General features: G+C 67.5%; 15 protein-coding genes and 1 pseudogene. 6 read left to right on the top strand and 10 right to left on the bottom strand.

The genetic code is table 11. The annotated features are described in order from the left end of the window. Positions 1 to 65: 65 nt before the first annotated feature. From HU751_RS02260 to alkB, 5 genes are all read left to right on the top strand, one after another. The gene (locus tag HU751_RS02260) at positions 66 to 419 is read left to right on the top strand and encodes a hypothetical protein (RefSeq protein ID WP_186734433.1); all 354 of its coding nucleotides are present in this window, start codon (positions 66 to 68) and stop codon (positions 417 to 419) included. 217 nt (positions 420 to 636) lie between these two features. Further along, entirely contained in the window at positions 637 to 1,347 is a 711-nt protein-coding gene (locus HU751_RS02255) for a FadR/GntR family transcriptional regulator (RefSeq protein ID WP_050704752.1), read from the top strand. Positions 1,348 to 1,449: 102 nt separating this feature from the next. Further along, entirely contained in the window at positions 1,450 to 2,643 is a 1,194-nt protein-coding gene (gene lhgO / locus HU751_RS02250; RefSeq protein ID WP_186714815.1) for an L-2-hydroxyglutarate oxidase, read from the top strand. A gap of 46 nt (positions 2,644 to 2,689) precedes the next feature. Then, positions 2,690 to 4,018, top strand: a complete 1,329-nt coding sequence (locus HU751_RS02245; RefSeq protein WP_186734432.1) for an MFS transporter — start codon at positions 2,690 to 2,692, stop codon at positions 4,016 to 4,018. Positions 4,019 to 4,139: 121 nt separating this feature from the next. Further along, complete coding sequence (alkB, locus tag HU751_RS02240) at positions 4,140 to 4,784, top strand: DNA oxidative demethylase AlkB (RefSeq protein ID WP_186734431.1); 645 nt, start codon at positions 4,140 to 4,142, stop codon at positions 4,782 to 4,784. A gap of 9 nt (positions 4,785 to 4,793) precedes the next feature. Here the strand turns inward: alkB and HU751_RS02235 are convergent, their stop codons facing one another. The 10 genes and pseudogenes from HU751_RS02235 to HU751_RS27410 form a co-directional block, all read right to left on the bottom strand. Further along, a complete protein-coding gene (locus HU751_RS02235; protein WP_186734430.1) occupies positions 4,794 to 5,714 on the bottom strand; it encodes a LysR family transcriptional regulator in 921 nt (306 codons plus the stop codon). A gap of 99 nt (positions 5,715 to 5,813) precedes the next feature. Continuing rightward, positions 5,814 to 6,773, bottom strand: coding sequence for a peptidylprolyl isomerase (locus tag HU751_RS02230; protein ID WP_186734429.1), 960 nt, complete (start codon positions 6,771 to 6,773; stop codon positions 5,814 to 5,816). After that, the gene (locus tag HU751_RS02225; RefSeq protein WP_186734428.1) at positions 6,770 to 7,246 is read right to left on the bottom strand and encodes a YbjN domain-containing protein; all 477 of its coding nucleotides are present in this window, start codon (positions 7,244 to 7,246) and stop codon (positions 6,770 to 6,772) included. Before HU751_RS02225 ends, HU751_RS02230 begins: the two co-directional genes overlap by 4 nt. Before the next feature lie 28 nt (positions 7,247 to 7,274). Continuing rightward, the gene (locus HU751_RS02220; protein ID WP_186734427.1) at positions 7,275 to 7,922 is read right to left on the bottom strand and encodes a DNA repair protein; all 648 of its coding nucleotides are present in this window, start codon (positions 7,920 to 7,922) and stop codon (positions 7,275 to 7,277) included. A 15-nt stretch (positions 7,923 to 7,937) separates the two neighbouring features. Next, positions 7,938 to 9,635, bottom strand: coding sequence for a putative porin (locus HU751_RS02215; RefSeq protein WP_186734426.1), 1,698 nt, complete (start codon positions 9,633 to 9,635; stop codon positions 7,938 to 7,940). A 38-nt stretch (positions 9,636 to 9,673) separates the two neighbouring features. Continuing rightward, on the bottom strand, positions 9,674 to 10,345 hold the full coding sequence (locus HU751_RS02210) for an energy transducer TonB family protein (RefSeq protein WP_225933211.1): 672 nt from the start codon (positions 10,343 to 10,345) through the stop codon (positions 9,674 to 9,676). An 8-nt stretch (positions 10,346 to 10,353) separates the two neighbouring features. Then, positions 10,354 to 10,779 carry an ExbD/TolR family protein gene (locus HU751_RS02205; protein WP_050707632.1) on the bottom strand — a complete coding sequence of 142 codons (426 nt, stop codon included), beginning with the start codon at positions 10,777 to 10,779 and terminating at the stop codon, positions 10,354 to 10,356. 10 nt (positions 10,780 to 10,789) lie between these two features. Further along, positions 10,790 to 12,595: a DUF2341 domain-containing protein gene (locus HU751_RS02200; RefSeq protein ID WP_186734424.1), complete on the bottom strand. Its 1,806-nt coding sequence runs from the start codon at positions 12,593 to 12,595 to the stop codon at positions 10,790 to 10,792. Positions 12,596 to 12,628: 33 nt separating this feature from the next. Then, positions 12,629 to 14,209, bottom strand: a complete 1,581-nt coding sequence (locus HU751_RS02195) for a ShlB/FhaC/HecB family hemolysin secretion/activation protein (protein WP_186734423.1) — start codon at positions 14,207 to 14,209, stop codon at positions 12,629 to 12,631. Between the two features lie 250 nt (positions 14,210 to 14,459). Continuing rightward, positions 14,460 to 14,829 (bottom strand): annotated as a pseudogene (locus HU751_RS27410) (transposase); the annotation flags it as partial. 329 nt (positions 14,830 to 15,158) lie between these two features. Between HU751_RS27410 and HU751_RS02185 the strand changes: the two are divergent. After that, entirely contained in the window at positions 15,159 to 16,118 is a 960-nt protein-coding gene (locus HU751_RS02185) for an AAA family ATPase (protein ID WP_050706542.1), read from the top strand. Positions 16,119 to 16,121 lie beyond the last annotated feature (3 nt).

Genomic DNA, 16,121 nt, shown 5'->3' with positions numbered 1-16,121 from the left:
TTACGTTTAACACGGCCGCCAAGGCTGTCAGAATTCCTTTCCCTTGCCATTGACCCGAGCCGCCCATGCAACTGAAAACCGCCCTGCTCTTCGCCACCCCCTGTGACGATGAGGAAGACAACATGGCGACCCTGTGCTGCCACAGCGACAAGGGCCAGATGTTCCTACTGACCCGTTATCCGGACGAGGACACCGTCGACCTGACCCTGGATGATGAGCCGTCGACCCTGGACGGGCTGAAGGTAACCCTGAGTGCGCAGCGGCTGCTGATCGAGGTGGCGGCCGGAGATCGTGATGCGCTGAAGGGGGATGAGGAACTGGAGATCATTCTGACCAGCGCCGGAACCGACCTGGAGGAAGTGGCGCTGACCTTGCGCAATATCCTCGACGGGACCGGGACGTTCGTGTCCGAAATCTGAGCAGTTACATCGCTCGTGTAGGAGCGGCCTTGTGCCGCGAAAGGGGTGCGAAGCGCCCCCTTATTGGTGCATCACGCTGATATAGCCGGGGCCGCTATGCGGCCCTTTCGCGACACAAGGCCGCTCCTACAGGGACCGCGCAAGCCTTCAGGACATTGACAGCCCACTATCGACACAGGCATTGTCTGACAACCTGACCAACAAGAAACCTCTGTCCATGCTCCAGCTCCAGCGCCCCGACACCCTCGTCGAACGGGTCGTCAGCGCCATCCGCGCCGAGATCGATTCCGGCCGCCTGGCCGCCGAATCGCGCCTGCCCACCGAACAGCAACTGGCTGAACAGCTCAATGTCAGCCGCTCGGTGGTGCGCGAGGCCGTGGCGCAGCTCAAGGCCGACGGGGTGCTGATCGCCCGCCGCGGGCTCGGTTCGTACATCTCGCAGACGCCCAGCGGCACGGTGTTCCGCTTCCCCGGCAGCCAGGGGCGCAAGCCGGACCTGGTGCAGATGTTCGAGATGCGCCTGTGGATCGAGACCCAGGCCGCCGCCATCGCCGCCCGCCGCCGCGACGCCGACGACCTCGCGCGCATGGCCAGCGCCCTGGGCACCATGGAAGACCCGCGCAGCGACTTCGCCACGGCCTCGGCCGCCGACGTGGCCTTCCACCGTGCCATCGCCGAAGCCAGCAAGAACGACTACTTCGTCGCCTTCCACGATTTCCTCGGCGGCCAGCTGGCCGCCGCCCGGCGCACCGCCTGGGAAAACTCCGCCACCCCGGCGGTGGGCGGTTCGGCCGATGCCCTGCGCGAGCACCGGGCGCTGTACCAGGCCATCGCCGACGGCGACCGCCAGGCGGCGGCGGGCTGCGCCGAGGCCCACCTGCGCGCCTCGGCCAAGCGCCTGAAACTCGACCTTCCCGACCTCGACTGACCCCGGAGAACCCCATCGCGGCCTGGCGAGGCTTTCACGCGCACTACTTAGTCTGACAACCTGATAAGCAGATTCACCGACAAGAATACCAAGGTACCCTGCATGACCTACGACTACTGCATCATCGGCGGCGGCATCGTCGGCCTCGCCACCGCGATGGCCCTGCTCGAACAACGCCCCGGCGCTTCGCTGCTGATCCTGGAAAAGGAGGCCAGCCTCGGCCGCCACCAGACCGGCCACAACAGCGGCGTGATCCATGCCGGCATCTACTATGCGCCCGGCAGCCTCAAGGCCGACCTGTGCAAGCGCGGCGCCCAGGCCACCAAGGACTTCTGCAGCGCGCACGGCATCGCCTTCGAGGTCTGCGGCAAGCTGCTGGTGGCCTCCAACGACCTGGAGGTGCAGCGCATGCAGGCGCTGTACGAGCGCTCGCAGCAGAACGGCCTGAAGGTCGAGCGCCTGGATGCCGGCGCCCTGCGCGAGCGGGAGCCGAACATCGTCGGCAAGGGTGCGTTGTTCCTCGATGCCACCGGCATCGTCGACTACCAGCAGGTGTGCGACGCCATGGCCAAGGTGATCCGCCAGGCCGGCGGCGAGCTGCGCCTGTCCACCACCGTGCGCGCCATCCAGGAGCATGCCGATCATGTCGCGATCAGCGCCGACGGCAATGCCTGGCGCGCCCGCCAGCTGGTGGCCTGTGCAGGCCTGCAGTCCGACCGCCTGGCCCGTCTGGCAGGCGTGAAGATCGACCACCAGATCATCCCCTTCCGTGGCGAGTACTACCGCCTGCCGGCGAGCAAGAACCAGATCGTCAACCACCTGATCTACCCGATCCCCGACCCGGAGCTGCCGTTCCTCGGCGTGCACCTGACGCGGATGATCGACGGCAGCGTCACCGTCGGCCCCAACGCGGTGCTCGGCTTCGGCCGGGAGAACTACCGCAAGTTCTCGGTGAACTGGCGCGATGTCGCCGAGTACGCACGCTTCCCGGGCTTCTGGAAAACCATCTGGAACAACCTCGGTTCCGGAACCACCGAGATGAAGAACTCGCTGTTCAAGCGCGGCTACCTGGAGCAGTGCCGCAAGTATTGCCCGTCCCTCGAAGTCGAGGACCTGCTGCCCTATGAGGCCGGCATCCGCGCCCAGGCGGTGATGCGCGACGGCACCCTGGTGCACGACTTCCTGTTCGCCGAGACGCCACGCATGGTGCATGTGTGCAATGCGCCATCGCCCGCCGCCACCTCGGCCATCCCCATCGGCCAGATGATCGCCGAGAAGATTCTCCAGGCCCGCTGATCCACCCGCTGCATCCACAATTACAAAGACAACAAGGAAAACCCCAATGTCGGTACACGAGACGGCCCTGGCCGCGAGCGAAACCCCCGAACAGCAACGCAAGCGCCTGCGCAAGGTGGCGGCGGCGACCATCTTCGGCTCGATGCTGGAGTGGTACGACTTCTACCTCTACGCCACCATGGCGGCGATCGTCTTCTCGAAGATCTTCTTCGACCCGAGCAACCCGGCGGTGGCCTCGCTGCTGGCGTTCTCCACCTTCGCCATCGGCTTCATCGCCCGCCCCTTCGGCGGCGTGCTGTTCGGCTACCTGGGCGACCGCTTCGGGCGCAAGCACGTGCTGGTGATCACCTTCTGCATGATGGGCCTGTGCACCATGCTGATCGGCCTGATCCCCGGCTACGCCACCATCGGCATCTGGGCACCGATCCTGCTGGTGGTCATCCGCATCATCCAGGGCCTGGGCGCCGGCGCCGAGCTGTCCGGCGCGGCGGTGACCTCCTACGAGCACGCCAGCGAAGGCAAGCGCGGCAGCCAGGGCGCCTGGCCGGCGCTGGGGCTGAACCTGGGCCTGCTGCTGTCGTCGCTGACCGTGTACCTGCTGACCATGAACGGCAACGAGTTCCTGCTGGCCGGTGGCTGGCGCATCCCGTTCATCGCCAGTATCGCCCTGGTGGCGGTAGGCCTGTGGGTACGCAAGAGCATCCCCGAGACCCCGGACTTCAAGGAACTGGACAAGGCCGACGACAAGCCGCAGGTGTCGCCGCTCAAGCTGCTGTTCAGGAATGACCTCAAGGGCCTGGCCGTGGTGTTCTTCGTGGCCGTGGGCTACAACGCCTTGAGCTACATCTTCAAGACCTTCTCGCTGGCCTACCTGACCCAGTTCAAGGGCGTCGAGGCCCATGTCACCTCGCTGTCGGTGACCCTGGCCAGCCTGGTGGCGATCTTTGCCGTGCCGTTCTTCGGCTGGCTGTGCGACAAATGGAGCAGCAAGACCGTGCTGATGCTCGGCGGGCTGTTGTCGGCGCTGTTCGCCTTCCCGTTCCTGCAACTGCTGTCGACCGGCGAGCCGATGATGATCTACCTGGCCATCGCCGTGGGCACCGGGATCCTGGCGCCGATGATGTTCGCCCCGCAGGGCTCGTTCCTCAGCCGGCAGTTCCCGACCCAGACGCGTTCGTCGGGGTTCGGCACCGGCCGCGAGGTCGGCACCGCCGTGGCCGGTGGCCTGGCACCGCTGGGCGGGCTGGCGCTGGTGGCCGGCTCGGCAACTCACTCCACCGATGGCGTAGCCTTGATCCTGGCGGTGGCCGGAGTGCTGGTGGTGGTGTTTGCGTTCCTTGACCAGGGCTGGCGGCATTCGAAGTCGAAGAACTGACCTGGCAACACATGGATCGAGGACAATCCCGGGCATTGGCCAGGATTTCCCAGGTAGACCACCGCCAACTGCTGTCTTGGGAGGATATAATGACCCCCTCCCCAGGCAGCAGCCTCCAGACATGATCCAGTCCAGCCTCGATCTCTTCGACCCCCATCCCCAGCGCCTGGCGCGCCATACCCTGCTGCTGCCCGGCTTCGCCCTGCCCGAACTCGAAGCCCTGCTCGACGCCTTGCGTCCCGTGCTGCGCGCGGCACCGTTTCGTCACATGCATACCCCTGGCGGCCTGCGCATGGCCGTGGCCCTGACCAACTGTGGCGCGCTGGGCTGGGTCAGCGACGAGAACGGCTACCGCTACACCCCCATCGACCCGGTCAGCGCAAAACCCTGGCCCGCCCTGCCCCCGCTGCTGGTCGACCTGGCCACCCGCGCCGCCGCGCAAGCGGGCTTCGATGACTTCGTGGCCGATGCCTGCCTGGTCAACCACTACCTGCCCGGCACCCGCCTGAGCCTGCACCAGGACCGCGATGAACAGGACTACGGGCAGCCGATCGTCTCGATTTCGCTGGGTTTGCCTGCGGTATTCCTGTTCGGCGGGCTGCAACGCTCGGACCGCCCTCGACACATCCCGCTGAGCCATGGCGATGTGCTCGTCTGGGGCGGCGAGGACCGCCTGCGCTTTCATGGCGTATTGCCGATCAAGCCAGGCGTGCACCCGCGCATGGGCGAGCGGCGGATCAACCTCACGCTGCGCAAGGCGGGATAAGCCGCCCGCCTACAGGCTGGCGAACCACTCGCGGCGCTCCTCGAACGCAGCCCGGATCGCCCCGACCATCACCTGCACCAGTGGATCGCCCTCGGTCTGCCCGTTGACCGCCAGCCACACCCGCCGCCGCATCGGTTCGCGGAACAGGCCCGGCAGGGCCAGCAACCCACGGTCCAGGTGCGTCGCATAATGCGGCAGCAAGCCGACACTGGCGCTGCACTTGATCAGCTGGCAGTACATTTCGTAATCCTCGATCTGCGTCACCCCGGCCGAACGGCTCCGCAGCAACGCTTGCCAGGGCATCAGCGCCTGCACACCTACCTCACCCTGCCATTGCACCAGCATGTAGTCCTGCAGGTCCGCCAGGCGGGTCGGTCGGTTGGCCTCCCGGGCGTAGCGCTTGGCGATATGCGGCAGGTACTCGAGGGTGGCCAGGGCCTCGGGGGCGGCACCGGCGAAGCTGCCGGAGCGGGCACCGTGGCTGGCGTCGCCCAACCACAGGGCGACATCGGCGACCTGTTCGGGTACCTGGCGACCATCGAGGGTGGCCACCTCCAGGCGCATGCCGGCATGCTGGCGCACGAAGTTGATCAGGTTGCGACCCAGCAGGTCCTGCAGCAGCGGTTCGGCCACGGCCAGGCGCACGCTGGCGCTTTGCTCTCGTGGCAGCGGCACGACCGGCTCGCGCGCCTGGAGTATCTGCAGCAGGCGCTCGCCCTGCTGGCTGAGCACCGGGTTGTTGTTGCGGTTGACGAACAGGCTGTAGCCCAGGCGCGCTTCCAGCGCCGCCAGGCGCTTGCGCAAGGCCACCGGCTTGAGGTTGAGCCGCCGCGCCGCCTGCATGAAACAGCCGCAGCGCGCGGTGACCAGGAAACAGTTCAGGGTCTGTTCGTCCAGGGCCAGCGGCACCTGGGGACGAACGACAGGCACGGCGGTATCCGGGGCTCGTCCCCGGGGCAGATCGATCGGCATTCCTCGCCTCCCGCGGGCCCGCCTGGGCAGGCCCGGTTCTTCCATGGTTGTTGGCGATTAGCGGCTGCTGCTCTCCAGCACCTGGTTCAGCGCCGCGCCATCGATACTCAGGGTGGCGGTGTCGAACATGCCCTCGACATAGGCCTTGGCCACCTGCTCCTGGCGCTGGGCACGCAGCAACTCGCGCAGGCGTGGCGCCACCTCCTCGAAGGTCGCCGCCCGGGTGGGCTGTTGCTCGACCAGCTTGATGATGTGATAGCCCGCCGCACTCTGCACCGGTTCGCTGACCGTGCCCACCTTGAGCTTGGGCACCACCCCGCGCACCTCTGGCAACAACTGCGCCAGCGCTTGCAGGCCGGTGTCGCCGCCGGCGGCGGCCGTGCCGGCATCCTGGGAGTGCTCGCGGGCCAGTGCGGCAAAGTCGGCATCGGCGGCCTGGGCCTGCTTGGCCAGCGCCTGGGCCTGCTTGCGCACGGCCTCGTCGTCCCTGGGGTTCTCCACCCGCAGGAAGATCTGGCTCAGGCGGTAGCGCACCGGCAATTGCAACCCGGCCTTGCCTGCCTCGTAGGCCTGCTTGAGCTCCGCCTCGCCAGGGTAATCGTCGGGCACCTTGCTCACCGAGTTCAGGTAGTCGCGCAGGACGATCTGCTCGGTGGCCGCGCGGGTCTGCACCTGGATTTCCGGGCGCTGCAACCAGCCCTGGGCCTCGGCCTGCTGGTACAGGGCCTTTTCCGCCAGGCGAGCGCGAATCCAGGCCTCCAGTGCCGGGCGGTCGCCGCGCAGGCTGGCGCGGGCCTCTTCGGGCAACTGGGCGAACAGCGCCTTGAGCTCGCCGCTGCCGACCTGCTGCTCGCCCAGGCGCGCCAGTACCGGGCCGTTGTCGGCGGCCACCAGGGCGGCGGGCGACGCCGGACGCGCCGCCGCCACCGGCTCGTCGCCCGGGCGCAAGGCCAGGGCGACCGCCACCGCGACAATGGCCAGCGCGCCGGCGCCGGCCCAGAAAGTGCGCGCCGTCACGAGGCGCGCTCTTCGTCGTGGGCGACCTGGGCTTTCTGCTGGTCGGCCACATTACGGCTGTAGTCACGCAGATAGACGATCAGTTCCTGCAGCAGCCGGTCCCACAGCACCAGGCTGCCCAGCAGGTGTTGCTGGCTGACGCCGTCGGCGACCACCACGTCCTGCTCCATCACCAGGAACTCGCCCTGCACCGACAGGCGGGCGAAGCGCCGGCTGGCATTCCAGTGCTCGGCCAGGCCCGCCGGCAGCTCGCCCTGGATACGCAGGGCACAGCTGAAGGTGAAGTCGAGGAATTCGCCCTCCTTGCCCGCGGCCCGGTTGCCGAAACGAACGGCATAACCCACGCCCTGGCTGGCGCTGAGCAACTGCACCACGGCGTTCTGCTCGGTGCGGTTGACCCGGCAGCCGGCATCCTGCAGCAGCTGGGTCAGGGAGTCGGCGCTAACGGTTTCGATCAGGGTGACTTCGGTCATGTGCTTACTTCCTTGCGTTGAGAAAACATCAATGGGTCACGCCCTTGGGGGCGTCGAACTGGCTTTCGTAGAGCTTGTCGCCATAAGCCTGGGCCAGCTCCTCGAACTTGACCCGGGCGCCACCGGCAAAAGGCTGGCGCATCTTCATGACATCGGCGATATCGACCTTCTCGTAGGCGGCCAGCATCTCCTTGGCCACCCCGTACATCTGCTGATTGCGGGCCTGGCATTGCTGCACCTGGCCGTCACGTTCGCCCAGCTGCGCCTGCAGGGTGGCGCGCTCGCTTTCCTTGGTGCGCGCCATCGCCAGCAGCTCGTCGTAGGCCTGCTTGTACTTGTGCAGTTGTTCGTTGCTGCTGGCCACCAGCGCCTGGGCCTGGCTGTGCACGGCCTGTTGCTGGCCGGCCAGTTGCTCGCTCTGGCCACGGGCCTTGGCCAGTTGCGCGGTCAGTTCGCGCACCTGGCCAAGGGCCGCGTCGCGCTGCTGCTCGGCCGCCTGGCGGGCGGCGCTGGCCTGGGCCTGCTCGCTCTGCAGGTTCTGCAGCTGTTGCGTGGTGCTGCGCAGCTGGGTGCGCAGACGCTCCTCGAGGGTCTCGGCCGACGCCGAGGCCGCCAGGCTTGCGCCCAGGGCCAGCATCAACCAGGCGCAGCGGTGGCGATAAGCTCCCTTGTTCATGCCCGTGCTCCTTCCCTAGAACCGCGTGTTGACTTCAAGTTGTAGCACATCGATGTCAAACGGCGCGCCGTAGACCGCCTCGCTGCTCAACCAACGGGCTGTAGCGTAGACGTTGTCGGCCAGGCCGTAGTTGCCACCGAGGAAATAACCCTTGGCGTTGGTGCCGCCGAGGTGGAAGCTCGAGTCGTTGAAGCCGTCCGGCAGCGCGTCGGGCTCGATGCGCTTGTAACCGGCGAACAGGTTCCAGTCGCCGGCCTTGCGCATGTCCAGGGCGTTGCCCAGGGTGAACTGGAACATCCAGGCATCGCCGCCGCTCTTGAGGTTGCCGTTCTCGTCGACGTTGTTGGCCAGTTGTCCCGCCGAACGCTTGCGCATGTCGCCCTCGTCGTAGGCCAGGTTGTGGATGTAGTTGGCCTGGCTGCGCAGCTTGAAGTCATGGGGCAGGTCGGCGTCCCACACCAGGTTCAAATCGAGCAGCTCGAACTCCGAGGCAATGCCGACGAATTGCGGCTGCGGCGTGGCCGCCGGGTTGGCCGGATTCGGCGTGATGTCACGGAGCAGGAACACGGTGTTGCCTTTCTGCATGAAGGTCGGCCGGGATTCGTCGCTGTCGCAGGCCGGCTGGCCGTCCCACGGGGCGCATGGGCTGGAGCGCTCGCCGGCGATATCGTCGAAGCGGTAGTAGGCCATCGCGCCCTTGAGCCGGTTGTTGTCGTTGAGCGCCCATTTCGCGCCCAGCTGCGCGCCGTACAGCCACTTGTTGTCGCTGTCTTCCTTGTCCAGGCCGTTGCTGGTGGCGTTGTCGTCGCTGTACTGCACGGGGAATGCGCCGACGGTGCCGAACAGGCTGAGGTCACGGCCCAGCGGCTGGTCGAAGAGCGCCGCCACGCCATCGAAGTTGAGGTCGTGGGAATACAGGATGTCGGTGGACATGAACGGGTTGGCGATACGCCCGCCGGTCAGTGTCAGGCGCTCGCTCGGCGTCCAGGTGACGTAGCCCTGGTCAAGCCAGATGTCCTTCTTGCCAAAGCCGCCACCGAGGTTCTGGGTGGTCGAGACCGGATTGTTGTTGGACCCGGTGGCGACGCGGATGCCGGCCACCCAGTTGTCCGCCAGCTGCGCCTTGAGGCCGAAGCGCGCCCGCAGGCGCAGGAGGCTGTCGCGGTCCTCGCGGGTGTTGAGCAATGGCGGCAGGCTCGAGCTGCTGTTGGGGTTGACGTCGTAGGGCCCCTTGTCGTTGAGCTTGGCGAAATCGACGATCTCGTTGCTGTTGCCGTCGGCGTAGGAACGCGACTCGTAGCGCAGGCGCAGGTCACCGTCAAAGCTGATGCGCGAGGCCCAGTCGGGGAAGGTGTTGGGCGCGGCCCAGTTTTCCTGCTTGGCGGTGTTCATCACCTCGGCCTTGATCTCGTCGCGGATCTGCTGGCGGACGATGGCCGGCACGTACTGCACGCGCACCTCGCCGTTGGCGGCCGGGGCCTGGGCGACAATCGGCGCGGCACTGCCGGCGACCCGCGCCTGTTGGGCTTCGCGTTCGGCCTGGGCAATCAGCGCGTCGGCCTTGTCCTGCTTGAGCACGCCCTGCTCCACCAGCAGGCGAATCAGGTTGACGGTCGCATTCTCCGACGGCGCGGCATGGGCGACGGTCGGACCGACCGCGGCGGCGGCCAGCAGGCCGAGCGCCAGGGTCAATCGGTTGACTGGGCACTTCATGGGTTTGCAACTCCTGTGGGTCAGTCGTGCTTCGTTGTTCATGGCCGGCGCCCCTGCAGGGCGATCTTCACCGGCAAGGTCAGGTTGGCGGGCGGACGCTGGTCGAGGGCGCGGGCGCCGCGCAAGGCGGCGAGCACCTGGGCGTCCACCTCCGGCTCGCCGCTGCCGCGCAGCAGCTCGACACGGGTGATCTCGCCGGCGGCGCTGAGCCAGATCTCGGCCTGCAGGTTGAACACCAGGTTGCGCAGCTCGGGGTTGTCGCGCAGCAGGCGCTGGAAGGCGTAGGCCAGGTACTGGCTGTAGGTGCCACTGCCCAGCCCCCCGCCGCCGCCAGCCATGCCGCCGCCCTTGCCGGCGCCGACGTTGAAACTGTCGCCGCCCGCTTGCGCGTCGCCGTCCATCTGCATCGGCTCGGCCAGGTCCTGGGCCGGGTCGGGCGCCTCCTCGGCGGGCTTGACCTCCTCGGCCTCGGGCACCGGCTGCGGCTCGACGATCTTCTCCTCGACCGGCGGCTCGGGCTCCTTGGGCGGCTCGGGCGGGGGTGGCGGCGGAGGCGGTGGCAGCGGGATGATCGCCGGCACCTTGGGCGCCTCGCGGCGCACCCCGGCCATGTCGTTGGCCCACTGCCACAGCAGCCAGGCCAGGCCTGCGCCGGCAACGGCGAGCACGGCCCAGGTCAGCAGGCGACGGGGGTTGGCTGTACGTTCCATGCCTGTGCTCATCCCTGGTTCGGCTTGCCGGTGACCAGCCCGACCTGGGCCAGTTCAAGACGGCGCAGCAGGTCGAGCACCTCGACCACCTTCTGGTACTGCACGCCCGCGTCGCCGCGCACGATCAGCGGGAAGTCCGGGTTGCGCGCCTTCTCGCTGCGCAGGCGGTCCTCCAGCTCCTGCAGCGTCACCGGGTAGGCGTCGAGGAATACCTGGCCGGCATCGTTGATCGAGATCGCCTTGGTCTTGGGCTGGGCCAGCGACACCGTGGCGCTGGCCTTGGGCAACTGCACCTGGATCCCGGAGACCTGCGCGGTGGCGGTGAGGATGAACATCACCAGCACCACCATCAGCACGTCCACCAGCGGGGTGATGTTGATGCTGTCGACCGCAGCGTCGGCGTCGTCGTCATGGGCGTTGTTCACGGATGCCATGGCTGCGCCCTCACGCCGGAACCGACGGGTTGACGCTGCGCCCGGCCGGACGCTGCGCCGCCTCACCGGCCTGGCCCTCGCCGTGCAACTCGGCCAGGCGGGTGATGAACTCGTCGACGAACACCCGCATGTCGGCGCTGACCTCGCGGTTGCGCGTGGTCAGGCGGTTGTAGCCGAACAGCGCGGGGATGGCGACGAACAGGCCCATGGCGGTGGCCAGCAGCGCCGCAGCCATGCCCGGGGCGATGGCGTTGATGTTGACGTCGCCGGCCATGGCAGTGCCGAGGAACACCACCATGATCCCCAGCACCGTGCCCAGCAGGCCGATGTAGGGGCCGCCGGCGATGGCGTTGGACAGGGTCGACAGCTTCGACGACAACGCCTGGTTCTCGCGGGTGCGCACGCCGTCCATGGAGCAGCGGATGGCCTCGATGGTGGCAGCGGACACTGAGCTGGTGTCGGCGCCCTGGGCGCGGCGGGTGCGCAGCTCCTGCACGGCCACCAGGTACAGGCGCCACAGCGAGGAGTCGGTCAGCCGCGCATGCAAGTCCTGATCGTCGGCGAACTGCTCCAGGCGCGTGCCGACCGTGGCGAAGTGCTCGCGAAAGCGAGTGTTGGCGGCGGTGACGCGGTTGAGGGTGCGCTGCTTGCGCAGCATGATCACCCACGACTGCACCATCATCAGCACCAGGATGGCGATGATCACCCAGGCGTCCACCGGCACCGCCTTGAGCAGGAAGCCCAGGCCGCCGAAGCCGAAGCCCGACTGTTCCTCGTCGACGCCATACGCCACCAGGCGCGACTCGGCGCCCTGGGCCAGCACGTCGGCCTGCAGGCTGGCCTGGCTACGGGCCACGCGCGACAGGCGCAGTTCGTCCAGGGCACCCACGAACGGCGCGAAGTGACTGGCCGCCTCGCCTTCGGCCGCAGGCAGGTCGCCGCCGACGCCGATGGCACCGCTGAAGGCCGCCAGGCTGGCGGCCAGGCGCGCCACCGGTTGGCCTTCGAGCAACAGGCTCAGGTTGCCGCCCTCGCCCACCAGGGCCAGGTGTTGCCACTGGCCGGCGCTCACAACCTGGTTGGCGCTGGCGCGCTGGCCGTCAACCTCGACGAACGGCACGCCCTGGGCCAGGCCCAGCAGCAGGCTGTGGCCGGCCTCGCGACGGGCCAGCAGCAACTGCTCGCCCACCGCCTGGTCCTGGCGCAGCCAGGTGCTTAAGGTGAACGCCGCGCCCGTCGGCAGTTGCAGCGAGGCGCTGGCCGGCAGTTGCAGAGGTTGGCCGCCAAGCTGAATGGCCCGGCCGATCACGCCATCGACGCTCACCGTCGGCCCTTGCAGCTGGTTGCCATAGGGACTGGCATCACGCGCGGTGGCGCCATCGAAGTGGTAGAGCGCGGTGTAGTCGGCGTCGAAGCTGGGCTGGCCAACAGGCGCCTGGGCTTTCGGGTTGCCGTAGTACATCCACAGGTCCTGGCGCTGGCCCGCCTCTATGCGAGGCACGTCCACCCAGATCAGCGCCATGCCCATCAGCGGATCGAACTGCTCGACATGGTGGTTGAGGACGGTCTTGTCATCGGCGCCGACGAAGCGGATGTCGGCGCCGGTCTCGCTGACGCCGTCGAAGCTGAAGTTGCCGGTATGCAGGCGTACCAGCAGCGCGGTGCGGCCCAGCGCCTGGGTCAGGCCGGCGCCCTGGGGCGTGGTGTCCACGGCGATCTGCTTGCGGTACATCCAGTCATCCTGCCACCAGGCGCTGGCGCTGCCCGGCAGGGCGAAGCCCAGGCACAGCAGCAAGGTCAAAATCAGGCGTTGCATGAGAGGTCTCCAGGTCGATGCCGGTCAGTGAGTTCAGAAAGTCGCCTGCACGCTGAAGTGCACACGGGAAGCGTTCTTGTCGGTGTTGGGGCCATCCTTGAGCGGCACGGCCCAGTCGACGCTGCCGGACAGCCAGTCATTGAGCGTGGCGCGGGTGCCGACGCCGACACTGGCCAGGCTGTAGCGGTCGTCCTGCTCGGGCAGCGCGTCCTGCAGGCGCAGCTGGGCGCCTTCGGCGAACAGGTAGAAGCGCCAGTCGCTGATGTAGCTGCCGACGTAGCGGCCGATGGACGGGGTGCGCAGCTCCTGGGAGAACAGCAGGCCGTCGTCCCCGGTGCGCTCGGCGGCCAGGTAACCGCGCACCGAGGTGGCACCGCCGGCGGCAAACTGCTCGTTCGACACCAGCGGCCCCGAGGCCAGCTGGAAGGCCAGCTTCGAGGCGCTCTGCCAGGAGCCTGCGAAGTCGAAGGTGTAGCTGCCGTCGCCCTTGAGCGCGGCGAAGCTGGAATCGGCGCGGTAGCGCTTGTAGTCGAACTCGGCGTCATCGCTGCCGTAGCCCAGCAGGCTACGGGTGCCGGCCACCAGGCTCAGGCCCAGGCTCAGCTGGTCCTGTTCGGTGAAGCGGTAGCCGGTGTAGCCCAGGGTGATCGGCGCGTACTTGAGCGGAACCTTGTCGCTGCTGCCGCCCAGGCCGACCTGCTCGTCGAAGTCCTTGAAGTCCACGCCGATCGACAGGGCGTTGGCCCAGGCGCCGACGCCCGGCAGGTTGTAGATTGCCGAAACGCCATAGGAATGGCCCTTGCCGAGGACGTTGGTGCCGCCCACCGTGGCGACGTTGCTGTCGGAGTGGTAGCCGGAGAACTGCACGGTCCAGCGCTCGTTGAGGGGCGCGGCGTAGGAACCGGACCAGACCTCGGCGTTATCGCGGTCCTGAGGCGCGGTGAACCAGGTCAGCGAGACGCTGTGGCCGGCCTGCCAGAGATTGTTGTAGCCCAGGCTGACGACGCTGCGCAGCTTCTCGGTGTCGGCGCTGTGGTCGTTGTTCAAGCCCAGGCTCAGGTTCCAGGGCTGCTTGTCCTCGACCTGCAGGTCGACGTCCATGGTGCCCGGCCGCTGGCCTTCACGCACCAGCGGCATGACCTGCCGGCCCGGGGTTCGATTGAGCATGGCCAGTTCGTCCTGCACCTGGGCAAAGTCGGGCACCTTGCCCTCCTCCAACGCCGGGACCTGCTCGCGGATCTCCAGCGGCGAGTAATGCTTGGCACCCACCACGCGCACGCGGCCGACCTTGGTCTCGCTCACCTGCAGATAGACCACGCCGCCCTCGACCTTCTGCTCGGGCAGCTCGACGAACACCGACTGGTAGCCTCGGGCCTGGTAGCTTTTCTGCAGGGCCTCGCGGGCGCCTTCGAGGTCGGCCAGGGTCTTGTCCGGCCCCAGGTAGGGATAGACCGCCTCTTCGATGGCCTGGGCGTCGAGCACCGTATTGCCGCGCACCACGTATTCATTGATCTCGACCCGGCGCTGTGCCTCGTCCGCGACCACCTCGAGCGCCAGCAGGCACGACAGCAGCCCTGCGCCGATGGCGCATCGCTTGAAGAAAAAATGCTCCACACCGCCCCCTTGAGCGCCAGGAATTCGTTGGGTTTCTAGTGGTTTGCGTCAGGCGCGGCCTGACCTTGGTGACGTGCCAGCCAGCTGTGCAGCAGGGCCAGGTTGAGGCTGAACTCGGGCATGGCCTGCAAGCTTGCGCCGAGCACCTCGTCGACCATGCGCTGCAGCAGCGACACGGCCATGGCGCTGCCCAGCAGCACACCGAGGTCATGGCTGAACAGGCTGAAGTTCCACACCCGCGACTTCAGTTCCAGGCCGGCGAACCAGCGGAACAGCAGGTTGTAGTTGAGTTGCTCGTAGAGCTGTTTCTCACTGGGTACCGAATACAGCAGCTGCAGCAGCAGCACGTGCATCAGCGTGTGCGGGGCGATGATCATGCCCTGCTGTTCGGCCAGCAGCGCCAGCGCAGGGCGGTGCTCGTCCAGCAAGGCCTCGATGCGTGGCTTGAGCAGCGCCAGCGAATGCCCGGGCGGCACGCAACTGGCCACCTCGCGCAGGGCGCCCTGCCAGTCTTCCTGGGAGACGATCCAGACCCAGGGCGCGCCGTAGCGGTAGACCGAGACCGGCTGCTTGCGCGCGGCCTCGACGATCTTCGCCAGGCGCTGGTCGAGCTCCTGCATTCCCACCTTCGTGTAGCGTTCCATAGTCCCCATCGCCCCGCTCCCAGGCCGTTCCCCAAGGCTCGACCGGCCTGATGGCCAGATGCCTTGTCGGTATCCATGGCTTTGACGGGGGTGGCGCTTTGCTACCGAAGTTTTGTCATGAAAGGTTCATCAGCGGTCCAGGCTTGCGGGCGAACAGGTCGCAACGTCTTCGGCCCCCGTTCGCTGCTTTACACTAATTTTGCAAACCGCCATTGGTCCCCGCCCCCCCGGATGGATTAAAGTATCCACCCCCGCCCGGCCACCGCTCACAGCGCGCCAGGGCCCATCCCCAGGAACCGCCAACGATGGAACACCGTGAAGCGCTGATCGCGCTGCGCACCTTTCTCTCCTCCCAGATCCTCGGCCAGGAAAAACTGGTGGAGCGCCTGCTGATCGTGCTCCTGGCCGACGGCCACATGCTGGTCGAGGGCGCCCCGGGGCTGGCCAAGACCAAGGCCATCAAGGAGCTCGCCGAAGGCATCGAGGCGCAATTCCATCGCATCCAGTTCACCCCCGACCTGCTCCCGGCCGACATCACCGGTACCGAGATCTACCGCCCGGAAACCGGCAGCTTCGTATTCCAGCAAGGGCCGATCTTCCACAACCTGGTGCTGGCCGACGAAATCAACCGCGCCCCGGCCAAGGTGCAGTCGGCGCTGCTCGAAGCCATGGCCGAGCGCCAGGTCAGCGTCGGGCGCAGCACCTACGAGCTGTCGCCGCTGTTCCTGGTGATGGCCACGCAGAACCCGATCGAGCAGGAAGGCACCTACCCGCTGCCCGAGGCCCAGCTCGACCGGTTCCTGATGCACGTGAAGATCGGTTTCCCGGATGCCACCGTCGAGCGGCGCATCCTCCTGCAAGCCCGCGGCGAAGCCCTGGGCGGCGAAGTAAAGCCCGAGCGCCGGGTCAGCCAGCAGGCGATCTTTGCCGCGCGCAAGGAAATCCTCGGCCTGTACATGGCCGATGCGGTGGAGGAGTACCTGGTGCAGCTGGTCATGGCCACCCGCACTCCGGCCAAGTTCGACAGCGAGCTGGCCGACTGGATCGCCTACGGCGCCAGCCCCCGCGGCTCGATCGCCCTGGACCGCTGCGCGCGCGCCCACGCCTGGCTGGCCGGACGCGACTTCGTCAGCCCCGAGGATATCCAGGCGGTGCTGTTCGACGTGCTGCGCCACCGCATCATCCTCTCGTTCGAGGCCGAGGCGGCCGGGGTCGACCAGGACCGCGTGGTCCAGCGCATCCTCGACGTCGTCGCCGTCGCCTGACCC

Origin of the sequence: Pseudomonas peradeniyensis (genome assembly GCF_014268935.2) — a bacterium.
Lineage (GTDB): Bacteria > Pseudomonadota > Gammaproteobacteria > Pseudomonadales > Pseudomonadaceae > Aquipseudomonas > Aquipseudomonas peradeniyensis.
This window is presented reverse-complemented; position numbering and strand designations above follow the sequence as displayed.